Origin of the sequence: Acinetobacter sp. ABJ_C4_1 (genome assembly GCF_044538495.1) — a bacterium.
Taxonomy (GTDB): domain Bacteria; phylum Pseudomonadota; class Gammaproteobacteria; order Pseudomonadales; family Moraxellaceae; genus Acinetobacter; species Acinetobacter nosocomialis_A.
Genome location: NZ_JBIUCQ010000013.1, coordinates 25,102 through 42,657 on the forward strand (window position 1 = coordinate 25,102; position 17,556 = coordinate 42,657).

Below are 17,556 nucleotides of genomic sequence, written 5' to 3' on the forward strand. Positions count from 1 at the left end.
CCTGTTTTGTGCATCGACTGATGATATTCTAATTGGCAACGCAATCTATATATGAAACGTCAACAGACCAGCCTATCGTAGCATAACTGGCTATTTTTTAATAAATGCTTTGTATAATAAAAATCATGTTTTCGTAAATAAAAAAGGCATGCTGTGCATACCTTTTTACCGTTAGATAACAATTTAATTATCGGCTAGAACATTGCTGCTGATCATCTTCATATACTGGCGTATGTTCTATATATTGGCGATTTGCCAAAGCCTTCTGTGCCTGTTTATCCTCACGTAATAAAACAAATGTGACCATTACCATCGCTAGACTTAGTGCAGTTAAATAACTATATGTGACTGGCATTTCAAAAGTGACTTGAACTCCAAAACGGACCACTTCCAATAGCCCCCAAAAAAACATCCCTGCAAGCATAAAACCAAGCCAACGACGGTAAGGAGAAAAGAAAACAGCAACAAGCGCGACAGCAATTAAGCTGAATCCGGCGATAGCGGCAAAATTCGCTGTTACCATAGAAACCTCCGTCTTAATGAAAACGTCTAAAAACATTCGGTCTGAACACCAGACCTCATTCCAAAAACAACTTTAATTCATGATTTGTGTTGAAGCTTAGAAAGCATTATGGATGTTTTTTTTTAGAAAAAAAGACCTGTTATTTGTCGATGCGACATACTTTGTCGCAACATTCTTTTGTCATTACATTTTTGTAAATTTAAAAAAGTTCTACGGCCTATATGGCATCAATTCTGGCGTGTCATTACAAAAAACTATGCTGTTTTTTTGCCTGAAAATAAGTTTTTTTCAGTTTTTTTTATTGCCTTTTTTCTGTGCAAAATTCTGTCATAACTTGCTTGTTTTTATGACTATTCTGCATAAAAAAAGCGCTACTCTTGAGCAGCGCTTAATGATTGTTCAGTATTATTTAAGCACGGTTTAAATCTTTGTCATGCATACCGAGTAAATACAACACACCATCTAAACCAACGCTTGAAATCGCCTGATTCGCATTTTGGCGAACAAGCGGTTTAGCACGATATGCTACGCCAAGTCCTGCAATCGCAAGCATCGGTAAATCATTTGCGCCATCACCGACAGCCATTGCCTGCTCTAATGAAATATCGAGTTTGTTGGCAAGCTCACGCAGCAACTCTGCTTTACGAGCACCATCAACAATTACACCTTTTACTTCACCAGTTACAACGCCATCTTGTACATCTAGAACGTTGGCATGAACTTCATCAATACCAAGTTTGCCTTGTAAATATTCAGCAAAATATTGGAAACCCCCTGATAAAATTGCAGTTTTATATCCAAGTGCTTTTAACGTTGAAATGAGGCGTTCTGCACCTTCGGTAATGGTTAAACGCTCAGCAATTTTAGGTAAAACAGCAGCATCCAGCCCTTTTAATAATGCAACACGGGCACGGAAGCTTTGTTGGAAATCAAGTTCGCCTTGCATTGCTCTTTCAGTAATTTCAGCAACTTGTGCGCCTACCCCTGCTTCAATCGCCAACTCATCAATCACTTCTTGCTCAATTAAAGTTGAGTCCATATCGAAGCACACTAAGCGGCGGTTACGTCGATATGCATTGTCTTCTTGAACAGCAACATCAATATTTAATTCGCTTGAAAGAAGTAAACAAGCAGCACGCATTGCTTGTGCATCTAAAGTTGGACCACTACTTAAACCAAACTGTACGCAAGCACGGCGAGGCAATGTACTATCTTTTTCAAGGTCTACACGGCCAGATAAACGCGTTATCGTTTCGATGTTAAAACCTTGTGTAGACACAATTTGTGTAACTGCTTGTAAATGTGCAGCAGTCAGTTCTGGCGCCAAAGCCGTGACGATATAACGGGTTCGTCCACCTTCGCTTACCCATTGATCGTATTCTGCGCCCGAGATTGGTTTAAAGCGCACTGTTAAGCCAATATCATGTGCTAAAATCAAAATCTCTTTCATTGCCAACGCTGTCGCAGTTTCATTATCTGAAGCGACCACGATGCCCAATGTCAGTTGATTATGAATAACGGCCTGACCTACATCCAGTATTTGCAATGAATGTACGGATAGTACTTGCATTAATCGGGTAAACTGGTTTGGTTGGTCCGGTCCTAAAAAGGATATAAGAATGATTTCTCGCATGAATTGACTCTAGTCTGAGTGACAACTATTGTAAGAATCATAATCGAATTTCAATATAATTGCCTTGGAAGTTTAACTTGATTGCGCCTAGACAAGGGCTATTTGCTAGCCTACTGATCATTAGTTTTGCATTGCATACCTTTTTATTGGTGATTGCAACGACACACCAGCTCAATGAAAACCGTGCGAGTCAAGGTCAGCTCATGACCAGTCAACTCGTAGCAGACAGCTTATCTGAGCTTGAGCCTGCCAATACGGTATCTTTGGCGCTTATTGCCAATCGCTATGCGACCAATCCAAGTGTGGCATCTATCCGTATTCTTGATGCCAATAAACAAGTTTTGGCAACAAGCGGCATGTCAAAAACTCGCGAAGGTGAAATTTTTGTTCGTGATGCCCTTCAAAACGAGAAGAAAGTCGGTTCTATTGAAATTACGCTTATTCAACCAAGTATTGGGGAAATTCTTCGTACCCAATGGCTTGCGATTTTAGCTTCACTGTTTTTACATGTTTTATTATGGCTTGCTTACCGTGCCATTGCTCGTCCAACCCGTAGCGAATACTTGGCTCGTATTAACGAAGAAAATCGTTTAAAACATGAAATTCAAGAGTTAACACAGGCTCTCGCGCTTGAAAAACAAAATACAGTAACCTTGGTGGCACAAGCTCAGCAGCAAGCTAAAGCGAAACCACCGGTTCGCCCACAACCAGAAAAAAGCATCGAAGCTACAGACCAAGATACCTTGGCACTTAATATTCAGTTTTATGACCCTAAACAGTTATTAAGTAGCGTTAACCAGTCTGTTTCGGTTCCTTATTTTAAACTTTGTCAGCTCTTCTTAAATAAAAGTATCGAGCTATGCACAAAGCATTATCATTTAAAGGCGACTGATATTGAGGTGGTAGATGAATTTCATGCAGAAGGCGCAACACTCGCAATCTCAACTTCACATCAGCACGCTGTAGAATGCTTACTTATGGTAGGTACAGTTTTCCAATTACTGTCAGACGTTTTATATAAACGTTACCGTGAAGATAAACGCTTTGCGCTGCAAACCCGCAGTGCGGTGTGTCATGCCGTAGAAGCAATGCAGATTGATGCGAAAGAAGCTGCTCAGCGTTTAGCACAACATCTACATGCGAAAGAGTCTGCGCTTTATCTTGAGAACGATCAGCTTAAAGCTATTCAAGACAGTTATCAGCTTGTTGCAATGCCAAACCCAAGTAATATCATGACTCGTCATGCATTTATGATTAATGGCATGAACGCTGAATGTGCAGAGCTTGCACAAAATATTAGAACTGAAATTTTGATGGGTAAAAAATCAATCCCACAAAATGATAGTCCAAGTAGTGCAGCTTCTTAAAAAGTCATTGTGCGCATTTAAACCTAGCCTTTTGGCTAGGTTTTTTTTATTTAAATTCATGGTATTTAGTTTAAATAATTTTATTTTCTTATGATTTATTCAGATAAATAAATCCAGATCTATTATGTTGGGTGGTAAATTTGGATAAATCAGAATCATAGGCAAAATTCTATAAACAGCGTAAACTATGCGAAATTTATTCAATAGAAATTGTCTTACGACAAAAAAAGGTGAAAGCGAATGCCGCTGAGTCGTGTTGAAGATCTTGTCGCCGATATTCGTGCAGGCAAAATGGTTATCTTGATGGATGACGAAGATCGCGAAAATGAAGGTGATCTTGTCATCGCAGCAACGCATGTTCGTCCTGAAGATATTAACTTCATGATTACCCATGCACGTGGTCTAGTGTGCCTGACGTTAAGCCGTGAACGCTGTAAGCAGTTGAATCTTCCACTCATGGTTGACCAGAACGGCGCTCAGCATAGCACTAACTTTACGTTATCTATTGAAGCTGCTGAAGGTATTACTACGGGTATTTCGGCAGCAGAGCGTGCACATACCATTCAAGCTGCTGTTGCAGCGCATGCTAAACCAAGCGATATCGTACAACCGGGTCATATTTTCCCACTCATGGCACAACCAGGTGGTGTATTACACCGCGCAGGTCATACCGAAGCGGGTTGTGATTTGGCACGTTTAGCAGGTCTTGAACCAGCTTCTGTCATTTGTGAAATCATTAATGAAGATGGCACAATGGCACGTCGTGCAGATTTAGAAATATTTGCTGAGAAGCATGGTCTAAAAATTGGTACAATTGCCGACTTAATTCACTACCGTATGACGAATGAGCAGACTGTAGAACGTCTGGATCAAAAAACGATTCAAACAGAATATGGTTCATTTGAGCTCTATCGCTATCGTGAGATTGGTAACCCGGACATTCATTTGGCTCTAGTGAAAGGCGAGCCTAAAGAAGGTGTTACAACGGTACGTGTACATGGTTTCAGCCCAATTCGTGATTTGCTTAAGCTGAATAAGGCTGACGGCGAACCTGCTTGGAATCTTGACCGCGCACTACAGACGATTGCAGCGAGTGATCGCGGTGTTTTAGTCTGGATCGGACAAGATCATTTGCAAGACTTGGGACCAGCGTTGGATGATTTAAACAAGCCAAAACCGGTGAAATCCAATGCAGCACTTTCACATCAATATCAAACGATTGGTGTAGGTGCTCAAATTTTGCGTGATTTAGGTGTTGAAAAAATGAAGCTTCTTAGCTCACCATTACGTTTCAATGCTTTATCTGGCTTTAATTTAGAAGTAGTGGAATATGTCACTGCTGATCAAATCACAACGAAATAATCGAGGTTGCTATGGCAATTCGCCGTATTGAAGGTTTATTACATCTCGCAAGCGAAGGTCGTTATGCGATTTTAGTGGGTCGTTTCAACAGCTTTGTTGTTGAACACTTATTGGAAGGCGCGATCGACACATTAAAACGTCACGGCGTAAATGAAGATAACATTACTGTTATTCACGCTCCTGGCGCATGGGAACTCCCGATCGTTGCTAAAAAATTAGCTACATCAAACCAGTTTGATGCCATCATTGCTCTTGGCGCAGTGATTCGTGGCAGCACACCTCACTTTGACTTTGTTGCGGGTGAATGTGCAAAAGGTTTAGGTGTAGTTGCGTTAGAAAGCAGCTTGCCTGTTATCAATGGTGTATTAACTACTGACAGCATCGAGCAAGCAATCGAACGCTCAGGTACAAAAGCAGGAAACAAAGGTAGCGAAGCTGCTTTAACTGCAATTGAAATGGTTAATTTATTAAAGGCAATTTAAAGCATGTCTCAAACACTGCAAGCCGCTTACGCAGCAAAACGCAAAGCACGTCGTTTTGCTGTACAAGGTATTTACGAGTGGCAAATGAGTCACAACCCTGTACATGAAATTGAAGCACGTACCCGTGCTGAAAATGCAATGCACAAGGTAGACTTAAGCTATTATCACGAACTACTTACTCAAGTTATCGCTCAGCACGAAGAGCTTGATGCGTTACTTATTCCGGTACTTGACCGTGAAATTGACGCGCTTGATGGTGTAGAGCTCGCGACTTTACGTTTAGGTGCTTACGAGTTACGTGATCATTTAGAAATTCCATATCGTGTGGTACTTGATGAAGCTATCGAACTCGCTAAGCATTTTGGCGGAGCAGACAGTCATAAATACATCAATGGTGTATTAGACCGCCTAAGTTCGACACTGCGTAGCGCAGAAAAACAACAAGCAAACTAATAGGCTTGGTGTTCTATGGCTGAGTTTTCAATTATTGACCAGTACTTTAATCGGCAGTCAAACTCCGATGTCGCACTTGGTATTGGTGATGACTCAGCCTTAATTACTCCCCCTCTAAATCAACAACTGGTGATCTGTGCAGATACACTTGTTGCTGGACGTCATTTCCCTCTTGAAACCTCACCTCATGCGATTGGCTGGAAAAGTGTTGCTGTAAATCTTTCAGATATTGCTGCAATGGGTGCCAAACCGCACAGTATTTTACTAGCAATCAGCTTGCCTCAAGTTGACCATGAGTGGCTTGAAGGGTTTAGTCAGGGAATCTATGACTGTTGTAATCAATTTGGTGTTGCCTTAATTGGTGGAGATACCACCCAAGGCCCACATCTCACGATTACCGTTACCGCGATGGGCTGGATAGAAACCGGAAAAGCCGTGTTACGTTCAGGTGCAAAAGTCGGTGATTATGTATGTGTGAGCGGTCAGGTAGGTGATGCAGCCTACGGTTTACAGCACTTAGGCCATCCACTGCAACAAAGACTCGACTATCCGACACCACGCTGTCAGCTTGGACAAGAGCTAAAAGGCCTTGCCTCTAGCATGATTGATGTGTCAGATGGCTTAGCTCAAGATTTAGGACATATTTTAAAAGCATCCAAGGTTGGAGCTCGACTCATCTTGGAAAAATTACCTGTTGATCCGGTACTGCAACAACTCGAACAACAACAACGTTGGCAGTATGCGCTTGCAGGTGGTGATGACTACGAATTATGTTTTACAATAACACCGCAAAATTATGAAAAACTTTTGCAAAAACAACTGGACGTTAAGATTACAATGATTGGACAGATCGTTGAACAAACAAAACTAACTTTTGAGCATTTGGGTTCAGATTACCCATTGCAAATTCATGGATACCAACACTTTGCATAAACCGCCGATTCATTTTAAGAACATGTCTTGGTTCAACCGCTGCATCGTTTTCTGTGGGGTTGGTTTTGGATCTGGTCTCGCTCCTAAAGCACCCGGTACTTTTGGCTCTGCTTTTGCCTTACTTTTCATTCCTATCTGGTTATCTCTCGGATTTAACTTAAGTTTAATCGCTATTCTCATCATGTCCTTGGTGGGAATTTATATTTGTGGTCAAACGGCAAAAGTCCTTGATGTTCATGATGATGGACGAATTGTTTGGGATGAATTTGCAGGACAATCAATTACTCTTCTGCCTTTAATATTTTTTAATATAATGTCGTTACAATGGGCACTAATTGGTTTTTGCTTATTCCGCCTGTTTGATGTTTGGAAACCTTGGCCAATCCGTGTAGCCGACCAGAAAGTTGCTGGCGGTTTCGGAATTATGCTGGATGACATCATTGCAGGGCTTTGGGCGGCACTTTGTATCATCATATTTATTACTTTCTGGGGCGTAACGCCATTTAAGTAGGTTTACTCATGTCAACTACCGTCATTATCCTTGCTGCAGGCAAAGGAACGCGAATGCGTTCACAACTACCTAAAGTACTACAGCCTTTAGCTGGCCGCCCGCTACTAGGACATGTTATTAAGACAGCAAAACAACTATTAGCAGAAAATATCATTACCATTTATGGACATGGCGGCGATCACGTAAAACAGACGTTTGCACAAGAAAACATTCAATGGGTTGAGCAAGCAGAACAATTAGGTACAGGTCATGCTGTACAAATGACTTTACCGGTACTTCCTAAAGACGGTATTTCATTAATTTTATACGGTGATGTTCCTTTAGTTCGTCAAACAACGCTAGAGCAACTTGTTGAAGTATCAAGTAAAACCGGTATTGGCATGATTACTTTACATGTCGATAACCCAACAGGTTATGGCCGTATTGTTCGCCAAGACGGAAAAATTCAAGCGATTGTTGAACATAAAGATGCAACTGATGCGCAGCGCCAAATTCAAGAAATCAACACAGGTATTTACTGTGTAAGCAATGCAAAACTTCATGAATGGTTGCCTAAGCTTTCTAATGAAAACGCGCAAGGCGAATACTATTTAACTGACATCGTTGCGATGGCGGTTGCAGATGGCTTAGAAATTGCCTCTATTCAGCCAGAATTAGCTTTTGAAGTTGAAGGGGTAAATGACCGCTTACAACTTGCAGCACTTGAGCGTGATTTTCAGCAACAGCAAGCAAAAGAACTCATGCAACAAGGCGTAACTTTTGCCGACCCTGCCCGTTTTGATTTACGCGGTTCTGTAAAAGTTGGACACGATGTTCGTATTGACGTAAATGTCATTATTGAAGGTGACTGTGAACTTGGTGACTTTGTAGAAATCGGTGCTGGTTGTATTTTGAAAAATACAAAAATTGCCGCAGGAACCAAAGTTCAAGCTTATAGCGTTTTTGATGGTGCAATTGTTGGTGAAAACACCCAAATTGGTCCATTTGCACGCTTACGTCCAGGCGCTAAATTGGCAAACGAAGTCCACATTGGTAACTTCGTTGAAGTCAAAAATACAACCATTGGTCTTGGCAGTAAAGCCAATCATTTCACCTATTTAGGTGATGCCGAGATCGGTGCTGACTCAAATATTGGGGCAGGTACAATTACCTGCAATTATGATGGTGCAAATAAACACAAAACCACTATTGGCGATGCAGTCTTTATCGGTTCTAATAGCTCGCTGGTTGCGCCTGTGACTATTGGAAATGGAGCAACAGTCGGTGCGGGTTCTGTGATTACGAAAGATGTAGCTGAACAAAGTCTCTCCTTTGAACGTGCTCAACAAATTTCTAAGGCAAATTATCAACGTCCCCAAAAGCGTGAAAAATAAGAGGATTGAATTATGTGTGGTATCGTCGGAGGCGTTGCAGAGCGTTGTGTAACCGAGATTTTAATCGAAGGTTTAAAACGTCTTGAATATCGCGGTTATGATTCAGCGGGCGTTGCTTTACTGAATAATCAACAAGTTTTACGTGAGCGTCGTGTTGGTAAGGTGATTAATCTTGCCGATGCTGTTGCTGAACACCAGCTCACTGGGGTAGTCGGTATTGCTCATACACGTTGGGCAACACATGGTAAACCAACTGAAAATAATGCTCACCCACATATGTCGGGTAAAGTGGCAGTCGTTCACAACGGTATTATCGAAAACTATCAAGAGCTTAAAGATGACCTTCAAGCTTTAGGATATGTATTTACTTCTCAAACAGATACAGAAGTTGTTGCTCACTTAGTTGCAGAAGCACTAAAAAGCACTGACAGCTTACTTGAAGCAGTAGAATCAGTTGTTCCTCAGCTTAAAGGTGCATACGCACTAGGTATTATCCATAGCGATTACCCAGATGAGTTAATCACTGTACGTGAAGGTTCACCACTCGTAATTGGCGTAGGTATTGGCGAAAACTTTATCAGTTCAGACCAACTTGCATTGTTACCTGTAACTAACCGTTTTATGTATTTAGAAGAAGGTGATATTGCTCGCCTGACTCGTACTTCAATTGAAGTATTTGCAAACGGTCAACCTGTTGAACGTCCAGTGAAAGAGCTTGACGCAACAGTAAGCAATGCTTCAAAAGGTGAATACAAGCACTACATGCTCAAAGAAATTTATGAGCAACCAGAAGCAATCAAACAAACGATTTCTCAAGCACTTGATGGCAACAGCTTACGCGAAGATTTCTTGCAAGATGCTGAGGCAGATTTCAGCAAAATTCAAAGCGTACAGATTATTGCGTGTGGTACAAGCTACCACTCAGGCATGATCGCAAAGTATTGGTTTGAACAACTGATTGGCGTGCCTTGCCAAGTTGAAATCGCAAGTGAATTCCGCTATCGCACACCTGTGATTGTTGAAAATACGCTTTATATCTGTATTTCTCAATCAGGTGAAACAGCTGATACTTTAGCTGCATTACGTGAAACTCAAAAACGTGCGAAAGCAAACAATATCGATATTCAAACTTTGACTATCTGTAACGTTGCTACGTCTTCAATGGTTCGTGAAACTGATCACCACTTATTGACCCTTGCTGGGCCTGAAATTGGTGTTGCATCAACTAAAGCGTTCACGACTCAGCTTGCTGCGCTTATGCTACTCGTTCTAAAAATTGGACAAGTAAAACAGCGTATTAGCAATGTCATGATTGAAGAGATTGCTCGCGAATTGTGGCACAGCCCGAAAGTCATTCTTGATACGCTTAAGCAAGATTCTGAAATTTTACGTTTATCAGAATTGTTCGTTGAAAAACAACACTGCTTATTCTTAGGCCGTGGTACACACTATCCAATCGCTTTGGAAGGTGCATTAAAGCTTAAAGAAATTTCATATATTCACGCAGAAGGTTATGCGGCTGGTGAGTTAAAACATGGCCCATTGGCACTTGTTGATACTGAAATGCCAATCGTGATTCTTGCGCCAAACGACGAAATGCTTGATAAGCTTAAGTCGAATATGGAAGAAGTTCAGGCGCGTGGCGGTGAATTATTCGTTTTTGCTGATGAAAATAGCGGCGTAGTCGAAAAAGATCGTCAACACGTTGTACAAATTCCAGCAGTAAACGAATGGCTTGCTCCAATCATTTACAGCGTACCAGTTCAGTTGTTGTCTTATCACGTTGCTGTATTACGTGGTACAGACGTTGACCAGCCACGTAACTTGGCTAAGTCAGTAACTGTAGAGTAATTCAAAAAAGATCATTATTAAGGCATCACTTGCTTTAATAACTGATTGATTAAGCCCGATATGTAACGCATATCGGGCTTTTTTATTGCCTGATTCAAAGGATTCATATAAAACAAATCTAAAAATAAAAAATGGAAAAGTAAGATCCTGTATAAGGCTCTATTATCGATATGACTACTAGTCTAAAGAGTCGTTATAACATAAGATTACTACCACCTGTTAAGCCCCCACTGAGTCAATGAAACAAGATACTGTCATTCAAAAAATATGGAGTTTATGCAACATACTAAGAGGTGATGGTATTACCTACTATCAGTATGTGTCAGAACTTAGCTATTTATTGTTTCTTAAGATTGCTCAGGAAAATGGTTCAGAAGTACTTATCCCTGAAGGCTATCGATGGGTTGATCTAGAATCCCATGAAGAGAAAGGATTATTGGGATTCTATCAAGAGTTGCTTACTCATTTAGGTGCAAATATTGAAAATGAAGTTATAAGAAATATTTATGCATTTCCTACTACAGTTTTTTCCCATTCTGAAAATCTAAAAGCTGTTATAGATGGCATTTCCAAAATTGAATGGCATCAAGTAGGAAAAGATGGATTTGGTGATCTCTACAGTGGTTTGATTGACAAGAGTGCTCAGGATACCCGTTCGGGGGCCGGACAGTACTTCACTCCACGCTCTCTAGTTAATAGTATAATAAGATTAGTACAGCCAAACCTTGGCAACTTAATTCAAGACCCTGCGACCGGAAGTGGTGGTTTCTTAATTTCTGCTGATAGCTATATTCGAACCAAATATTCAGAAGAAGAATATCAGACTACCCCCCCTAAATATCAAGGCGTAGAAATAGAAAAAAATACTCGTCGAATTTGCTTGATGAATATCTTTTTACATCATTTAGATGCAAATATTGTTTACGGCGATGCGTTGACAGATGACGTGGCAGAGTTGGACAAGGCCGATATAATCTTAGCTAATCCTCCCTTTGGTAATAAGGCTGGAGGACAACGCCCTTTGCGCAATGATATTCCTTTCCCTAATACAAATAAGCAATTCGCTTTTTTGCAGCATATTTATTTGGGACTTAAGGCTGGCGGTAGAGCTGCTGTAGTGTTACCAGATAACGTACTATTTGAATCCGGCATAGGTACTTATATACGTCGTGACTTAATGAATAGGTGTAACCTTCATACTATCTTACGCTTGCCCACGGGGATCTTTTACGCTCAAGGCGTTAAAACTAACGTTTTATTCTTTACTAAGGGTTCTGTTAAAGACAAATATCAGCAAGAGAACTGCACTGAAAATGTGTGGATATATGACCTGCGTACCAATATGCCTAATTTTGGTAAACGTACTCCTTTTGGTAATTCAGAAATTGGATTTAAATCAGAAGAGTTTGGTACAGATCCACATCTTGGTCCATTTGAGAAAGTGTTTGGTGATAATCCTAATGGAACTAGCAAGCGTACTGAAGGTGAATACAGCTTTGACGCCTTAGAGACGGAGATAGATAAAGAACTCCAAAATGAAAATCAAGATATTAATGAACAACTAGCCCATTCTCGCTGGCGTTGTTTTAGCCGCGAATGGATTGATGAGTGCAAAGGTGATTCTCTCGATATTAGTTGGCTTAAAGATAAAGAAAGTGTAAATGCTGATAACTTACCTGAACCAGCAATTTTAGTGAATGAGGCAAAAGAAGAACTTGAGGCCGCCTTGGCTGAACTTGAATCATTATTAGCTGTACTCGAAGGGGCTAATTGATGCAAGTCAGCAAGCTTCCACCAAGTTGGTGTATGACTTCAATTGGTGAATTTTGTAATTTGATAAATGGTCGTGCATTTAAGTCTACAGAATGGACAGACAAAGGGTTGCCTATTATTCGCATCCAGAATTTAAATAACCCTGATGCAAACTTTAACTTTTTTAATGGGGAGTTAGATAGTAAGCATAGAGTTGAAAAAGGTGATCTACTTTTTGCTTGGTCAGGGACTCCAGGAACTTCGTTTGGCGCACATATATGGAATGGCGATGTAGGCGCGCTCAATCAACATATATTCAAAGTTATGTTCAATGAGTCTCTTATAGATAAAAGATTTATTCAATATGCGATTAATCAGACCTTAGATGAGTTAATTTCAGGGGCTCATGGCGGAGTTGGCTTAAGGCATGTAACTAAGGGAATGTTTGAAACTACAGAAATTATGTTTCCACCCTTAGCCGAACAAAAAATTATCGCAGATAAATTAAATGCATTGCTAACACAAGTTGCTAAGATTAAGATCCGCCTAGAATCTACTCTCGATATACTTAAAACTTCTCGCCAATCTATACTTATGGCAGGTGTAAGTGGAAAGTTAACCGAGGAATGGCGAAGCATCACTTTAGTCCACTGGAAAAAATTAAAGTTGCTTGATGTTATTCAAGGAAAACCACGCAATGGTCACTCACCCAAAGGGGTAGCTTATGAAACCCCATATCGAAACTTAACACTATCTGCAACAACATCAGGTAAATTTATAGAAAATCAGTATAAATATATTGACTTAAATATTGATAGTGACTCATATCTTTGGGTTAGACAGGGAGATATCTTGATTCAGCGTGCAAACTCTATTGATTATGTTGGTGTAAGCGCAATTTATGAAGGGCAAGATAATCAATATGTATATCCTGATTTAATGATGAAATGTACACCTAACCCAGAAAAAGTATTGGGTAAATACTTGCATCTAGTATTATCTTCACAAAAAGTAAGAAAATACTTTAGAGAAAATGCTACCGGTACTTCAGGGAATATGCCGAAGATAAATCAACAGGTGGTTTCTAATACCCCTATTTCTCTACCGCCTTTAGATGAACAGCAGGAAATTCTCCACCGTATTAAAGAATTTTTCACTCTAACTGATCATATCGAGCAACAAGTTAATGCTGCTCTAGCCCGTATTAATAATCTGACTCAATCTATCCTAGCGAAAGCTTTCCGAGGAGAACTCACAGCGGATTGGCGTGATGCTAACCCCGAGTTAATTAGTGATGATAATAGTGCTGAAGCCTTATTAAAAAAAATTAAGACAGATCGTGAAACCATCGAAAGAAAACCTAAGCCAAAACGTTCCACTATAAAAAAGAAGACAGATAACCTTATGAGCAAACAGATCATCAAAGTAACTGAAGCACTAAAACAAGCTGGAAAGCCTCTAAGCGGTCAGCAATTGTTAGCAGCAGCAGGTTATCCTAGTGACAGCGATACTGAACAACTAGAACAATTCTTTTTGGACATCCGTAATGCTCTTACCATCGAAAAATCTATTGTAAAACTTGAGCGTGGTGACGATGGTCAAGATTGGTTCACCTTAGCTAAAACACTAATAAATAAAGAAAAAACTAAGGATGATCTATGAAAGTTGACAAACTACATATTCGCTCACGTTTTAAAAATCTTGAAAACGTAAAAGTTGACTTTGACGAGAATCACTTGATGACCGTTATAGTAGGTCGTAACGGTTCTGGCAAATCTAATGTTCTAGAAGCTTTAGTGGTTATATTCCGTAATCTTGATTTAGGCGAAGCACCAATATTTTCTTATGAGTTGGACTTTCAACTTGGTGCAGAAGGTTCGGATAAGTGGTATGACGTCAAAGTAGATGCAGATCCAGATCGTGGAACGTTAGCAAAACAATACCAAGTATCTGTCAAGGACAAGCACAAAAGCAAAGCGGATTTCAAACTTATACCGTTCTCTAAAGTGACACGTGATATTAAAAATAAACAAGCGGAGTATCTTCCTAACTTCCTGTTCGCCTACTATTCTGGGCCATCAGATAGATTAGAAAAATACTTCCGAAAACATCGTGATAATTATTACCGTGACCTACTTTATAACAGGCTCGACTTGAAGGCAGATATTCGATCGCTATTTTATGCTAAGTCTTTTCATAGCCAATTTGTTTTGATGGCTTTTTTTCTTAGTCCTGAACTCAAAAGAGAGCGTATTTTTTTACAAAAAGAACTTGGCATAGAGAGCCTTGATTCAATACATTTCGTGTTAAGGCGGCCTGCATGGGAAAAAGATAAAGAGGACAAATTCTGGGGCGCTGATGGCGTTGTCCGTGACTTCCTAAATTTACTTTACCCTCATGCTTTAGCTCCCGTGAAGGTTAATAGAAATGAAAATACCAGCCTTACAGGAAAAATTAGAAAAAATGATTTTATCCATATATTCTTGCCATCAGTTGAAACCCTCCATGAAATAGCCAAACAGCTAACACCGAGTATTTTCTTCAAAATGCTCGAAAGTACGGTACTTTCTGAAATTATTTCTGAAGTTCACATTCGAGTTAAAGTAACTTATGCTCAAGATCCTATCACTTTTCATGAACTCAGCGAAGGTGAACAACAGCTACTGACTGTATTAGGCCTACTAAAGTTCACAGGTGGTAAAGACTCCTTGTTTCTACTTGATGAACCTGACACACATCTTAATCCATCATGGGCTGTTAAATATCTTAAATTCCTACATGAATTTGTACCTACTCCTGAAACCTGCCATTTACTAATGGTGACTCACCATCCTCTAGCTATTGCAGAGTTGGAAAAAGAACAAGTACAAGTAATGAAACGAGATAATGAAAATCAAATATCCGCCAACATGCCTGATGAAAATCCTCGTGGAATGGGGATCAATTTAATTTTGCGTAGCGACATGTTTGGTTTAAAAACAACACTCGACGATGACACTAACCAAAGGCTGACAAGCAGAAACCTGCTTGCAGCAAAAGAAATATTGTCAAAAGAAAAAATAGTTCGAGAAGAGGGTTTTCAGCCAGAGGATGAAGAGCAATATTTAACTAGACTGAATTCTGAACTTGAAGAATTGGGTTTTAATTTAGCAACGGATGACCCAGATTACCTTGAATTTCTTCGTCAGAAGTATCATGTTAAATATGAGGGAAGTCAGTAATGAGATGGATTTCTAAAGATAATATTGAGAGATGCTTGAATCAGGCTTGGAGAGATATGGCTAACCAAGCAAGAGATAAATTACTTTCTGCTCCGGACGCAAATACAAGAAAAGCTATACTTCAGGCATCATCAAATGTTTGGCGAGCTTTCTATGAACTGCTACCTCCACATTTACAGCATAAATGTTGGTATTGTGAAACTGAGATATTACGGTCAGATATGACAGTTGATCATTTCAGACCCAAAAATAAGGTTGATGATGATAAAACACATGATGGTTACTGGTGGTTAGCATTCGATTGGCAAAATTATAGATGTGCTTGTACATTTTGTAATAGCCGCAGAGTTTTTGAAGAAACTCAGGGTGGTAAAGGATGTCGTTTCCCACTTGAGAACCCAGAGGTTAGAGCCTTTACACCTCTCGACGAGATCAATCTAAGCAATGAGCGTCCATACTTTTTAGATCCTTTTAACATTGATGATGAAAAATTACTTTGGTTTGATAATGATGGATACCCAATTCCGAAACCAGACGCAACGGATAGCCAGCAAACAAAGGTAAACAATTCTACCGAGATATTTCATCTTGATGAAAAGAGATTAACTAGAGCCAGAAATGATGTACGTATAGAAGTGGAAAAACAAATTAAAAATATAAAAAATAATGATAATGTACAAACGGCTAAGGCTAAGTTGAGAAGTATGGTGGATAATACTGAAATGTTATCACGTGCAGCTATTGTCTACTTACGCGCGCATAGAGAACTTCCAGAGGTAAAAGATATACTAAATTTAGATTAACTCATGACTTGTAAAGAACTTAATAAAGGCAGTATAGCTTAGTTTAAAACGATATTATAAATTCAGACATTAAAGCCTTAAAGAAAGTTTAAGGCTTTAATGTAAAAATCAACTAGTATATATTTTTTAAATTATTGATTTTAAAATTTATTTTTTCAAAAACAAAAGCCACCATCGCTTTGATAACTCATTTATTAGAAAGCCCGATATGCGTTACATATCGGGCTTTCTAATTGCGTTCATACCAGAACATAAAGGACACTCCCCTAGGACCCCGTGTCACAACAGACTTTTACTTTTGCGCTGATTTAAAGCTTGAGACATCATTGCGACACAGAGATAAAAGAGCTAAGCGAACTTAGCCCATTTCAGTTTTATCGCAGCGTTGAATACGGCTGAACAAGTTAGGGGCAAAGTCCTGTGGGAGAACAGGACTTTGCAAACTGGTGCGTTTTAAACGTTGTACGGTTTGAGGTGAACAAATTCTTTTAAATTCCTGCTGAGCATTGGCGTCATCGTTTGTAATACCGTAAGCACCGACCACAAGGTTTAAAACTAATATAAATTTATGAAGTTTCATATTATTCTCATGATTATTTATAAATTTAAATAAAATAAAAATATGATTCAATTAAATATTAAAATAATTTTTCAAATAACAATTAATCCTCCCACAATCATAGGAAAATAAAATAATTAAAATTTTAAATAGAAATAATTTATAAATTTAAAAAATCAGGTCGCAAAAAACCCATATTTTAAATAAATAAAATAGTTAACTAAAAGAGAAAATGAGTTTGAATAATGGCATGGCCAACTCCTTAAAAATGGAGTTCTACCACCAAATCACCGCGAACTAATTTAGGGTGGTAGAACGAAAGAGGGTTGACAGACTAGACTTAGCGACCAGCACGCGCGAACGCGTCCCCCTTCCGCCCTACCATAGAGAAAAAGGGGGCACAAAGGTTCCACATGGGAAATACTCAGAAAGTATAACCCATTTGCTAAGTACGGTCTGTCAAAACCGTCTGGCAATGTAGGCCAGCAACGAAATAATAATCGGTGATTTTAAGTACGTCAATTTATTTTAATAAAAAAGTTTAAATATAATCATTTTATTCATATTTAAATAATATTGTCCTTCTTATTATATTTATGACTTTTAATTAAATTTAAAATATAAACTTGGGTTATATATATTTAGTTAATAAAATAGATTATTCGTTAATACTAATTTAATAGTTTATATAAATGACTCTAAGATAAAGACGATTTAGCTATAAAAATAACTT

Annotated in this window: 14 protein-coding genes and 1 pseudogene; 12 read left to right on the plus strand and 3 right to left on the minus strand. The window is 39.2% G+C overall.

Annotated features, from left to right (window positions below):
- Positions 1-187 precede the first annotated feature (187 nt).
- Together aciT and serB are read right to left on the minus strand one after the other, a co-directional pair.
- On the minus strand, positions 188-523 hold the full coding sequence (gene aciT, locus ACIF8R_RS14460; RefSeq protein WP_004704819.1) for a ciprofloxacin tolerance protein AciT: 336 nt from the start codon (positions 521-523) through the stop codon (positions 188-190).
- Between the two features lie 409 nt (positions 524-932).
- Positions 933-2,156 carry a phosphoserine phosphatase SerB gene (serB, locus tag ACIF8R_RS14465; RefSeq protein WP_200027011.1) on the minus strand — a complete coding sequence of 408 codons (1,224 nt, stop codon included), beginning with the start codon at positions 2,154-2,156 and terminating at the stop codon, positions 933-935.
- 59 nt (positions 2,157-2,215) lie between these two features.
- Here serB and ACIF8R_RS14470 point away from each other — a divergent pair, with 59 nt between their 5' ends.
- The 12 genes from ACIF8R_RS14470 to ACIF8R_RS14525 all read left to right on the plus strand — a co-directional run bounded on the left by ACIF8R_RS14470 (position 2,216) and on the right by ACIF8R_RS14525 (position 16,264).
- Positions 2,216-3,523, plus strand: coding sequence for a hypothetical protein (locus ACIF8R_RS14470; protein WP_396481518.1), 1,308 nt, complete (start codon positions 2,216-2,218; stop codon positions 3,521-3,523).
- A 240-nt stretch (positions 3,524-3,763) separates the two neighbouring features.
- Positions 3,764-4,885: a bifunctional 3,4-dihydroxy-2-butanone-4-phosphate synthase/GTP cyclohydrolase II gene (gene ribBA / locus ACIF8R_RS14475; protein ID WP_200027009.1), complete on the plus strand. Its 1,122-nt coding sequence runs from the start codon at positions 3,764-3,766 to the stop codon at positions 4,883-4,885.
- 11 nt (positions 4,886-4,896) lie between these two features.
- Positions 4,897-5,367, plus strand: a complete 471-nt coding sequence (gene ribE, locus ACIF8R_RS14480; protein ID WP_001007829.1) for a 6,7-dimethyl-8-ribityllumazine synthase — start codon at positions 4,897-4,899, stop codon at positions 5,365-5,367.
- Between the two features lie 3 nt (positions 5,368-5,370).
- Complete coding sequence (nusB, locus tag ACIF8R_RS14485) at positions 5,371-5,820, plus strand: transcription antitermination factor NusB (protein ID WP_108679740.1); 450 nt, start codon at positions 5,371-5,373, stop codon at positions 5,818-5,820.
- A 15-nt stretch (positions 5,821-5,835) separates the two neighbouring features.
- Entirely contained in the window at positions 5,836-6,753 is a 918-nt protein-coding gene (gene thiL, locus ACIF8R_RS14490; protein WP_396481520.1) for a thiamine-phosphate kinase, read from the plus strand.
- A complete protein-coding gene (locus tag ACIF8R_RS14495; protein ID WP_199999755.1) occupies positions 6,731-7,264 on the plus strand; it encodes a phosphatidylglycerophosphatase A in 534 nt (177 codons plus the stop codon). Before thiL ends, ACIF8R_RS14495 begins: the two co-directional genes overlap by 23 nt.
- 8 nt (positions 7,265-7,272) lie before the next feature.
- Positions 7,273-8,637, plus strand: coding sequence for a bifunctional UDP-N-acetylglucosamine diphosphorylase/glucosamine-1-phosphate N-acetyltransferase GlmU (glmU, locus tag ACIF8R_RS14500; protein ID WP_134262661.1), 1,365 nt, complete (start codon positions 7,273-7,275; stop codon positions 8,635-8,637).
- A 12-nt stretch (positions 8,638-8,649) separates the two neighbouring features.
- Positions 8,650-10,488, plus strand: coding sequence for a glutamine--fructose-6-phosphate transaminase (isomerizing) (gene glmS, locus ACIF8R_RS14505; protein ID WP_396481523.1), 1,839 nt, complete (start codon positions 8,650-8,652; stop codon positions 10,486-10,488).
- A gap of 238 nt (positions 10,489-10,726) precedes the next feature.
- Positions 10,727-12,262 (plus strand): N-6 DNA methylase, encoded by a 1,536-nt coding sequence (locus ACIF8R_RS14510; protein WP_396481525.1) that lies wholly within the window; start codon positions 10,727-10,729, stop codon positions 12,260-12,262.
- Entirely contained in the window at positions 12,262-13,902 is a 1,641-nt protein-coding gene (locus ACIF8R_RS14515) for a restriction endonuclease subunit S (RefSeq protein ID WP_396481527.1), read from the plus strand. Before ACIF8R_RS14510 ends, ACIF8R_RS14515 begins: the two co-directional genes overlap by 1 nt.
- Positions 13,899-15,461, plus strand: a complete 1,563-nt coding sequence (locus tag ACIF8R_RS14520; RefSeq protein WP_396481529.1) for an AAA family ATPase — start codon at positions 13,899-13,901, stop codon at positions 15,459-15,461. The genes ACIF8R_RS14515 and ACIF8R_RS14520 overlap by 4 nt, the downstream gene beginning before the upstream one ends.
- The gene (locus ACIF8R_RS14525) at positions 15,461-16,264 is read left to right on the plus strand and encodes a hypothetical protein (protein ID WP_396481531.1); all 804 of its coding nucleotides are present in this window, start codon (positions 15,461-15,463) and stop codon (positions 16,262-16,264) included. Before ACIF8R_RS14520 ends, ACIF8R_RS14525 begins: the two co-directional genes overlap by 1 nt.
- A 348-nt stretch (positions 16,265-16,612) precedes the next feature.
- Here ACIF8R_RS14525 and ACIF8R_RS14530 read toward each other — a convergent pair.
- Positions 16,613-16,844, minus strand: a pseudogene (locus ACIF8R_RS14530) (hypothetical protein).
- Positions 16,845-17,556 lie beyond the last annotated feature (712 nt).

Coding starts and splice junctions, on each gene's coding strand:
- aciT (WP_004704819.1), bottom strand. CDS start 523: ATGGTAACAGCGAATTTTGCCGCTATCGCCGGATTCAGCTTAATTGCT.
- serB (WP_200027011.1), bottom strand. CDS start 2,156: ATGCGAGAAATCATTCTTATATCCTTTTTAGGACCGGACCAACCAAAC.
- ribBA (WP_200027009.1), top strand. CDS start 3,764: ATGCCGCTGAGTCGTGTTGAAGATCTTGTCGCCGATATTCGTGCAGGC.
- ribE (WP_001007829.1), top strand. CDS start 4,897: ATGGCAATTCGCCGTATTGAAGGTTTATTACATCTCGCAAGCGAAGGT.
- nusB (WP_108679740.1), top strand. CDS start 5,371: ATGTCTCAAACACTGCAAGCCGCTTACGCAGCAAAACGCAAAGCACGT.
- thiL (WP_396481520.1), top strand. CDS start 5,836: ATGGCTGAGTTTTCAATTATTGACCAGTACTTTAATCGGCAGTCAAAC.
- ACIF8R_RS14495 (WP_199999755.1), top strand. CDS start 6,731: ATGGATACCAACACTTTGCATAAACCGCCGATTCATTTTAAGAACATG.
- glmU (WP_134262661.1), top strand. CDS start 7,273: ATGTCAACTACCGTCATTATCCTTGCTGCAGGCAAAGGAACGCGAATG.
- glmS (WP_396481523.1), top strand. CDS start 8,650: ATGTGTGGTATCGTCGGAGGCGTTGCAGAGCGTTGTGTAACCGAGATT.
- ACIF8R_RS14510 (WP_396481525.1), top strand. CDS start 10,727: ATGAAACAAGATACTGTCATTCAAAAAATATGGAGTTTATGCAACATA.
- ACIF8R_RS14515 (WP_396481527.1), top strand. CDS start 12,262: ATGCAAGTCAGCAAGCTTCCACCAAGTTGGTGTATGACTTCAATTGGT.
- ACIF8R_RS14520 (WP_396481529.1), top strand. CDS start 13,899: ATGAAAGTTGACAAACTACATATTCGCTCACGTTTTAAAAATCTTGAA.
- ACIF8R_RS14525 (WP_396481531.1), top strand. CDS start 15,461: ATGAGATGGATTTCTAAAGATAATATTGAGAGATGCTTGAATCAGGCT.